Annotated in this window: 11 protein-coding genes and 1 pseudogene; all 12 read left to right on the forward strand. The window is 73.6% G+C overall.

What is annotated here, in order from left to right; genetic code table 11:
* The first annotated feature begins 13 nt into the window (after positions 1 to 13).
* The gene (locus ECOMGDLI_RS26670) at positions 14 to 880 is read left to right on the forward strand and encodes a helix-turn-helix domain-containing protein (protein WP_088319876.1); all 867 of its coding nucleotides are present in this window, start codon (positions 14 to 16) and stop codon (positions 878 to 880) included.
* A complete protein-coding gene (locus ECOMGDLI_RS26675; protein ID WP_088319877.1) occupies positions 877 to 2,307 on the forward strand; it encodes a DnaB-like helicase C-terminal domain-containing protein in 1,431 nt (476 codons plus the stop codon). The genes ECOMGDLI_RS26670 and ECOMGDLI_RS26675 overlap by 4 nt, the downstream gene beginning before the upstream one ends.
* A gap of 29 nt (positions 2,308 to 2,336) precedes the next feature.
* Positions 2,337 to 3,282 (forward strand): ParB/RepB/Spo0J family partition protein (locus tag ECOMGDLI_RS37045; RefSeq protein WP_369812793.1); only part of this gene is annotated, 946 nt, incomplete at its 3' end.
* Positions 3,283 to 3,858: 576 nt separating this feature from the next.
* Entirely contained in the window at positions 3,859 to 4,284 is a 426-nt protein-coding gene (locus tag ECOMGDLI_RS26690; RefSeq protein WP_088319880.1) for an HNH endonuclease, read from the forward strand.
* On the forward strand, positions 4,281 to 4,574 hold the full coding sequence (locus tag ECOMGDLI_RS26695; protein WP_088319881.1) for a hypothetical protein: 294 nt from the start codon (positions 4,281 to 4,283) through the stop codon (positions 4,572 to 4,574). The genes ECOMGDLI_RS26690 and ECOMGDLI_RS26695 overlap by 4 nt, the downstream gene beginning before the upstream one ends.
* Before the next feature lie 68 nt (positions 4,575 to 4,642).
* Positions 4,643 to 5,083 (forward strand): hypothetical protein, encoded by a 441-nt coding sequence (locus ECOMGDLI_RS26700; RefSeq protein WP_088319882.1) that lies wholly within the window; start codon positions 4,643 to 4,645, stop codon positions 5,081 to 5,083.
* Positions 5,080 to 5,481: a hypothetical protein gene (locus ECOMGDLI_RS26705; RefSeq protein ID WP_088319883.1), complete on the forward strand. Its 402-nt coding sequence runs from the start codon at positions 5,080 to 5,082 to the stop codon at positions 5,479 to 5,481. Before ECOMGDLI_RS26700 ends, ECOMGDLI_RS26705 begins: the two co-directional genes overlap by 4 nt.
* Positions 5,478 to 5,765 carry a hypothetical protein gene (locus tag ECOMGDLI_RS26710; protein WP_088319884.1) on the forward strand — a complete coding sequence of 96 codons (288 nt, stop codon included), beginning with the start codon at positions 5,478 to 5,480 and terminating at the stop codon, positions 5,763 to 5,765. The genes ECOMGDLI_RS26705 and ECOMGDLI_RS26710 overlap by 4 nt, the downstream gene beginning before the upstream one ends.
* Positions 5,762 to 6,043 carry a hypothetical protein gene (locus tag ECOMGDLI_RS26715; RefSeq protein WP_088319885.1) on the forward strand — a complete coding sequence of 94 codons (282 nt, stop codon included), beginning with the start codon at positions 5,762 to 5,764 and terminating at the stop codon, positions 6,041 to 6,043. Before ECOMGDLI_RS26710 ends, ECOMGDLI_RS26715 begins: the two co-directional genes overlap by 4 nt.
* On the forward strand, positions 6,040 to 6,381 hold the full coding sequence (locus tag ECOMGDLI_RS26720) for a hypothetical protein (RefSeq protein WP_088319886.1): 342 nt from the start codon (positions 6,040 to 6,042) through the stop codon (positions 6,379 to 6,381). Before ECOMGDLI_RS26715 ends, ECOMGDLI_RS26720 begins: the two co-directional genes overlap by 4 nt.
* Positions 6,378 to 6,710: a hypothetical protein gene (locus tag ECOMGDLI_RS34095; RefSeq protein WP_143447963.1), complete on the forward strand. Its 333-nt coding sequence runs from the start codon at positions 6,378 to 6,380 to the stop codon at positions 6,708 to 6,710. The genes ECOMGDLI_RS26720 and ECOMGDLI_RS34095 overlap by 4 nt, the downstream gene beginning before the upstream one ends.
* Positions 6,707 to 7,060: pseudogene (locus ECOMGDLI_RS26730) on the forward strand (hypothetical protein); the annotation flags it as partial. The gene ECOMGDLI_RS34095 and the pseudogene ECOMGDLI_RS26730, both read left to right, overlap by 4 nt.

The following is a 7,060-nucleotide window of genomic DNA, read 5'->3' on the forward strand; positions in this document are numbered from 1 at the left end:
GGAACCGAGACGCATGAGCGTCGAACACCTGGCTGTCGTCCTGCACCACTCGCAGATGTCCGGCACGGAGAAGGTCATCATGCTCGGGATCGCGAACCACGAGAGCGACGGCGGGTCCTGGCCGGCCATCGCGACCCTGGCGCGGTACTCGAACGTGACCGCCCGCAACGTCCAGAAGGCCATCCGCAAGTGCGTCGCCGCGGGCGAGCTCGAAGAGGTGCAGCGCCCGGGGAAGTCGTCGATGTACCGGGTGCTCGTCGAGTGCCCGGTCGGGTGCTCGGGGGCACCCAGGCATCGGATGGCGTCTGTCACCCCGATCTCGGCACGCGCGTGGGCCCACCGAATGGGGGATGTCGCAGACGACACCCCTGTCGCAGACGACACCCCTGTCGGAAACGACACCCCACCCCTGTCGCAGACGACACCCCAGGGGTGTCGCACACGACAGGGGAGGGGTGTCGCCAGCGACACCCAAACCATTAAGAACCAACAGAGGAACCACCAACTAACCGATTGCGCGCCGCAGCAAGCTGCGGACGCCGACCCGGAAGCCTCTGACGAGGCCACGACAACCACCACCAAGACCACCCGCGCTCGCGGGTCCCGGCTGCCCGAAGGCTGGGTCCCGGACGCCGACGTCCGCACCGCGATGCGCCAGGAGTACCCCGGCCTCCCGGACGAGTGGTGGCGCCGCGAGCACGAGAAGTTCGCCAACCACTTCCTCGCCGCCCCCGGCCAGCGCGGCCTCAAGCGCGACTGGAACGCGACCTGGCGGAACTGGATCCACACCGCAGTCGAGCGCGCCGGCGCGGCCCCAGCGACCGGGCGGCCCGCCCAGGCCGTCCGCGGCTGGGAGTTCATGAACGGCGCCGGCGCATGACCGCCGACCTGCACGTCGTCGACCCCTACGTCGACGGCGGCCCCGACGCCCCCACGGCCGGCACCCGCCACGACGCCGCCCTCGAGCAGTTCGTCCTCGGCTCCCTCATCACCGGCGGCCCGGCCGTCCGCGACGCCGTCCTCGAGACCGGCCTGGCCGGCGCCGACTTCTACCGGCCCCCGCACGAGGAGATCTGGGAGGCCATCGACGCGCTCGCCGAGCGGCGGGACCGCGTCGACCCGATGGCTGTGGCGAACGAGCTCACGGCCCGGGGGAGCCTGGCCCGGGTCGGCGGCCACGCCTACCTCCACACCCTGGTGTCGCAGGTGTCGTCGGCGTGGGCGGCCCCGAAGTACGCCACCGAGATCACCGCGGACGCCACCCTGCGCCGCCTGGACGCCGCCGCGGTGAAGGCCCGGCAGATCGCCTCGACGTCGGGCCGGCACGACGTCGACGAGGCCCTGGACCTCGCCGCGGCCGAGATCGCCGCGGTCGCGGACGGCCGGCACCTCGGCACCGGCGACGACGACCTCGGCGAAGCGATCGACCTGACCATCGACGAGCTGCAGAACGGCCGCGCCCCCGCGCTGCCCACGGGCCTCGTCGAGCTGGACCAGCGGCTCAACGGCGGCCTCCGCAAGAAGACCATCACCACCATCGGCGCCCGCCCCGCGGTCGGGAAGACCGTCGTCGGTCTCCAGATCGCCCTCAACGTCGCCCTCGAGTCCGGGCAGCCCGTCGGGTACACCAGCCTGGAGATGGCCCGCGAGGACCTCCTGCTGCGCGCCTACGCCGCGATCGGGGCCGTGGACTACTCCCGGCTCCTCAAGGCCCCGAAGGAGCCGCTGACGGAGCAGGAGTGGCGTGCCGTGTCCAAGGCCGCCGAGAAGGTCCGCGAGTCAGGGCTCATCATCCCCAACCGCGACTACGCGTCCGTCGCGTCGATCCGCTCAGACATCCGCCGCGTCCAGCGCCGCCGCGGCGCCTGCGCCCTCTGGGTCGTCGACTACCTGCAGCTCGTCACCCCCGCCGAGACCCGTGGCATCCCCCGCGAGCAGCAGGTCGCCGCCATCATGCGCGGCCTAAAGAAGATCGCCCTCGGCCTGGAGACCCCGATCATCCTGCTCGCCCAGCTGTCCCGCGACGGCGAGAAGACCGGCCGGCCGCCTGTCCTGACCGACCTCCGCGAGTCCGGGTCCATCGAGCAGGACAGCGACAACGTCATCCTCCTCCATCGCAACCTCGAGGTCTCCCTCGCCAACGGCGCAGGCACCACCAGCGCCGACCAGCCCGGCCCTGACGAGCTCGGCCTCCTCATCGCGAAGAACCGCCGCGGCATCTCCGGCGGCTTCCTCATGACCTTCGAAGGCCGCTACCAGCGCGCCATCCCCAAGCAGTGGCGCCCCAGCGACGCCGCCGCCCGCTGACCACCCGACTGACCACCGAGGAGCACCAGATGACCCCGAAGACGAAGACCCAGCCCGCAACACCGCCCGGCCCGCAGCTCCTCGACATCGAGGTCGCCTCGCTCGCCGGCCACCCGCGGAACGTGCGCCGCAGCGTCGGCGACGTCACCGAGCTCGCGGCGTCCATCGAGGAGCGCGGCGTCCTGGAGCCCCTCGTCGTTGCCCCGGCCGGCGACGGCACCTACGTCGTCATCGCGGGCCACCGGCGCCTCGCCGCCGCCCAGCAGGCGTGCGTCACCGAGGTCCCGTGCATCGTCCGCCACGACATCACCGAGGACGTCGACGTCGTCACGGCCATGCTCGTCGAGAACCTCATGCGCTCCGACCTGTCCGCTGTCGAGGAGGCCGAGGCCTACCAGCAGCTGGAGATGGCGGGCGTGAAGCCAGCGCAGATCGCGCAGCGCACCGGCCGCTCCAAGGCCACCGTCACGTCCCGCCTCGCCCTGATGCGTCTCCCCGAGGCCACCCGCGACAAGGTCCACGGCCACCAGCTGAACCTCGAGGAGGCCGCGACGCTCCTGGAGTTCGCCGACGACCCCGCGGTCGTCGCCCGACTCGAGCAGGTCGCCGGGACCCCGAACTGGCGGTGGGAGCTCCAGACCGCCAAGCAGGCCCGCGACATCGCCATCCGCACCGAGCAGACCCTGACCGCGCTCGCCGAGGCCGGCTGCCCGGTCGTGGCCAACCGCGACCTCAAGCGGGGCGCCTGGATGCACAACCTCGGCCAGGTCCTCGACGACGACACCATCCCCGCGATCACCGACGACTCCAGCCCCGAGGACGACGACGAGGCCCGCCGCGCCGCCCACGCCACCTGCCCCCACCACGCCGCCTACCTGAACGCCGGGTTCGCCCGCTACGTCTGCCTGGAGCCCACCACCCACGCCGCGGCCGGTGCCGGGGACGACGACGAGCCCACCGACGCCGACGACGAGCNGACGAGCAGGCCCGCGCCGCCCGCGACGCCGAACGCGCCGCGCTCGCCGAGCAGCACGCCCAGGAGGACACCGACGTCCTGACCGCGGCCGGCATCCGGCAGGCGTTCGTCGCCGAGGTGTGCACCGGCCGGGGTCGCACCCTCACCCCCGGCGCCCGGGACGCGATCGCCCTGGCCGTCGCCCAGCTCGCCGCCGAGTTCTCCATCGAGGTCAGCGCCATGGACCTCGCCCCGCTGCTCGGCGTCGACACCTCCGACCGGCCCGCCACCTCGAACTACGCCGACGAGCAGGCATGGACGGAAGCCCTCGAGAACCGCGTCAAGGCCGCCATGGCCCGCCGCGACGGCCCGAACGCCCTGCTCGCCGTGCTCGCCGCGACCTCCGAGGACGGACTCCGGGCCCGCTGGCAGTGGTCCCTCGACTCCCCGAACCTCAAGGCCGGCTCCTCCGAGCGGCGCTACCTCGACGCCATCCGCTCCGCCGGCTACGAGCTCACCGACTGGGAGACCAACCGCCTCGCCGCCGCAGACGAGCACGCGGCCGCCGAGCCTGCACCTGACTCCGACGAGGCCGCGTGAACCGATCCGGCCCGCTCGCCCGCCGGGCACCGCTGCCGCGCTCGCGGCCAGCGGTCTCCTCCGACGAGTCGCAGGCCCGCCTCCTGGTCGCGGCCCGCTCCCGGGGCTGGTGTGAGACGGGGGACGGGGAGCTCGCGTCGGACTGGGCGCACAGGAAGGCCCGCTCGCAGGGCGGCGCCTGGTCGGCGTCGAACGGGGTGCACCTGTGCCGGGCGTGCCACGCGTGGTGCCACAACCGCCCGACGGCGGCCCGGGACGTGGGCCTGATCGTCCCGGCGGCGGGTGACCCGGAGCGTGCGCCGGTGTTCCTGGCGCCGCCGGGGGAGCCGGCCGACTGGTGGCTGCTCACCCCTGCTGGCGGGTTCGTCCTCGCTCCCTACGCCGTCCCGCCCGCCCTGTACCCGCCGAGGAGGCCCCGATGACCGCCGATGTCCTCGTCACCGTTCCCGCCCGCCAGGTTGAGCACCTCGTCCGCTGGGTCCTCGAGCTGGCCGTGTTCGAGCACGACGAGCCGGGTGGCCGGTCGACGGTCACCGACCCCGACCTCATCGACGCCGTAACCGGCCTCACCGCGGCCACGTACTGGAAGACGCCGACGGCCCCGACCGTCGAGGAGGCCGAGGCCCGCGTCCGTGCCCTCCTGGGCCTGCTCGCGGGCGACCCCGAGGCGTACCGCGACGAACCCGACCCCGACCCTGCACCCCGCGACTGACACGCACCACCCGCCGGACGCCGCCCACCACGACGACTGACCACGTCACCACCAGGAAGGACACCACGATGACCGACACCACGCAGATCAGCCGAGCACAGCTCGGAAACCCCATCGACAGCGAGGAGTACGTGCAGGCCGTCCTCGACGACCTGGACAACAACGACCTCACCGAGCTGTACGACCTGTCCGACGAGGCAGTGCGCGCCGTCTTGGCCGTCCTCGACGACCTGGGGGTCGGCCCCGCGGTCGCCATGGTCCGCTTCAACCGGATCGCCGCGGAACCGCCCGCGCCACCGACCCGCACCGAAGTCCTCGCCCTTGTCGACGACCTCATCACCGCGGCCGGCGAGCACCGCAAGGCCCGCCTCGACGAGGCAGCCGCCCGCCGCGACATGCACACCGGCGCCCTCACCGACGCCATCACCCAGTCCCGGAAGGCGCTCGCGGCCGAGCAGGCTGCCGCGGCCGCCCTCCGGGCCGCCATCACCGTGGCGGTTCCGGCGTGACCACCGTCGAGACGCTCATCGCCGCCGCCGAGAAGCTGGAGCTCCTCGACAAGGCCGCCACCCCAGCGCCGTGGCTCGTCCGCGAGGACTACGACGACCTCGTCCTGGCGACGGAGGCCGCCGTCGACCCCGACGGCGACGGTCTCGCCGGGTCGTACCGCTGCACGGACCGGATCGCCGGGCACGACTTCACGATCTACGACGAGGACGACGACCAGGAGCGGCAGGTCCGGGCGACGTTCGCCCTCATCGCGACCATGCGCCCGCTCGCCGGGGTGCTCGCCAAGATGCTTCGCCGGGAGGCCGGCTGCGTCGAGACCGCGAACGCGACGCCGAACCTCGTGCCGCTCGCCGAGGCGGTCCTGGCGGCCGCCGCTGAGGCTGGGGTGACGGCATGACCGACACCGCCGGCGCTGACCTCGGCGTGGCCGCTGAGCGGTTCGACGTCCCGGCCGCCGCCCTGTCGCCGGAGGTGCTGGAGCGGGTCATGCTCGCCGCGATCCGCGACGAGCGGTTCGACGTCATCGAGGGCCTCATGGGCGTCTACGTCGCCGTGCACCCGGAGCGGGCTGTCGCCTTCTACGAGGAGCTGCAGCTCGCGCTCAAGGTCGCTGACCTGGTCGGCGCAGGCGTCGTCACCCGACCCGCGGAGCCCGCGCCCGGGACGGGGTGGCCGGAGTGAGCGCGCTGAACGACCGGCCGTGGACGCGTTGGGTGTCGTGCCAGTGCGGGAAGCGTGGCTACCTGACGCGGAAGATCGCGAAGGCGATGGCCCGGCAGATGCGGAACGGCATGTCGGAGTACCAGTGCAAGGTCTCGGAGAAGTGGCACATCGGTCACCTCCCACCGGAGGTCACGCGGGGCGCGGTCCCGCGCCAGGACGTGGGCGGCCCGGACACCCGCCGCCTGCCCGAGGACTACCTGCAGCGGCCGCTGCGCCGCGGGGAGGGAGCAGCATGACCACAATCCTCGTCATCGCCTCAGTCGGCGTCCTGGTCTTCGCGGACGTCGTGCTGCGCCGCCGTAACCCCGACGCCGCGGACATCCTCGTCGCGTCGATCTACGCGGCGTTCGCTGTCGGCAACCTCGTCAGCGGCGTCCACTACCTGCTCACCGGGCAGACGCTGCGCGCCGGGCTCTCCGCTGGCATGGCCGGCTGGATGGCGTACTGCGCCTGGGAGGTCTGGAAGAACCGGAAGAACCGCAAGCGGCGCGGTGCGCGCGTCCTCGCCAAGGTCCGCGACCTCGGCCACCGCCTGGTCGTCGCGCCTGTCCTGGCACCGGCAGGTGCCCGGTGACCGCCCCGTCGCCGCTGACGGTGTCGGCGTGGGCGTTCGCCCGCCTCGCCGCCGCGGGCCGCCCGCCGGCGGCGATGCACCAGGTCGCCGACGAGCCGCCCACCCCGCCCGGGGATGTCCTCGGCCCCCGCAGCATCACCTACGACGCGCCCTGCCCGGCCGGGCACCCGGCCCGCTGGCGCACCGAGCGGCTCATGGACTCCCGGGACCGGTCGTCGTTCACCTGCGCGACGTGCTGCCCGCAGGTCCCGTCCCAGCCCGCACCCGCCACTACCCAGCAGACCGCCCCGGTGATCCCGCGGGCGCTCGCCGCGGGGGAGTGCTCGTGAAGGCCCGCACCCTGCCCGCTGGCCGCGCGCCGTCGTCGCCGGGGGACCGGTCCCGGATCCTCGTGCGCCGCGACGGCACCGACCCCGCCCAGCAGCTCCGTGCCCGGATCCACGCACTCGGCGTCACCCCGGCGCAGGTCCGCGCCTGGTGCGAGACCGAGGGCATCCCGCTGCCCCGCCACGGCGTCGACCTGGACGCCGTCACTGCCTACGCCGACGCCCACCCGAACAGCACCCAGGAGGCCACCCCGTGCCCGACACCTGCACCTGCGGCGCCGACCGCGCCGCCAGCCCGCCGGTCCCCGCCCAAGCCCCCCAGCGGCTCGATGACCGCTGCCTCAACCGGTACC

The sequence above is a fragment of the Kineosporia sp. R_H_3 genome, from assembly GCF_002198675.1.
Classification (GTDB): domain Bacteria; phylum Actinomycetota; class Actinomycetes; order Actinomycetales; family Kineosporiaceae; genus R-H-3.

Bases quoted from the DNA above. Each gene is read 5' to 3' on its own strand.
- ECOMGDLI_RS26670 (WP_088319876.1), top strand. From the start codon at position 14: ATGAGCGTCGAACACCTGGCTGTCGTCCTGCACCACTCGCAGATGTCC.
- ECOMGDLI_RS26675 (WP_088319877.1), top strand. From the start codon at position 877: ATGACCGCCGACCTGCACGTCGTCGACCCCTACGTCGACGGCGGCCCC.
- ECOMGDLI_RS26695 (WP_088319881.1), top strand. From the start codon at position 4,281: ATGACCGCCGATGTCCTCGTCACCGTTCCCGCCCGCCAGGTTGAGCAC.
- ECOMGDLI_RS26700 (WP_088319882.1), top strand. From the start codon at position 4,643: ATGACCGACACCACGCAGATCAGCCGAGCACAGCTCGGAAACCCCATC.
- ECOMGDLI_RS26710 (WP_088319884.1), top strand. From the start codon at position 5,478: ATGACCGACACCGCCGGCGCTGACCTCGGCGTGGCCGCTGAGCGGTTC.
- ECOMGDLI_RS26720 (WP_088319886.1), top strand. From the start codon at position 6,040: ATGACCACAATCCTCGTCATCGCCTCAGTCGGCGTCCTGGTCTTCGCG.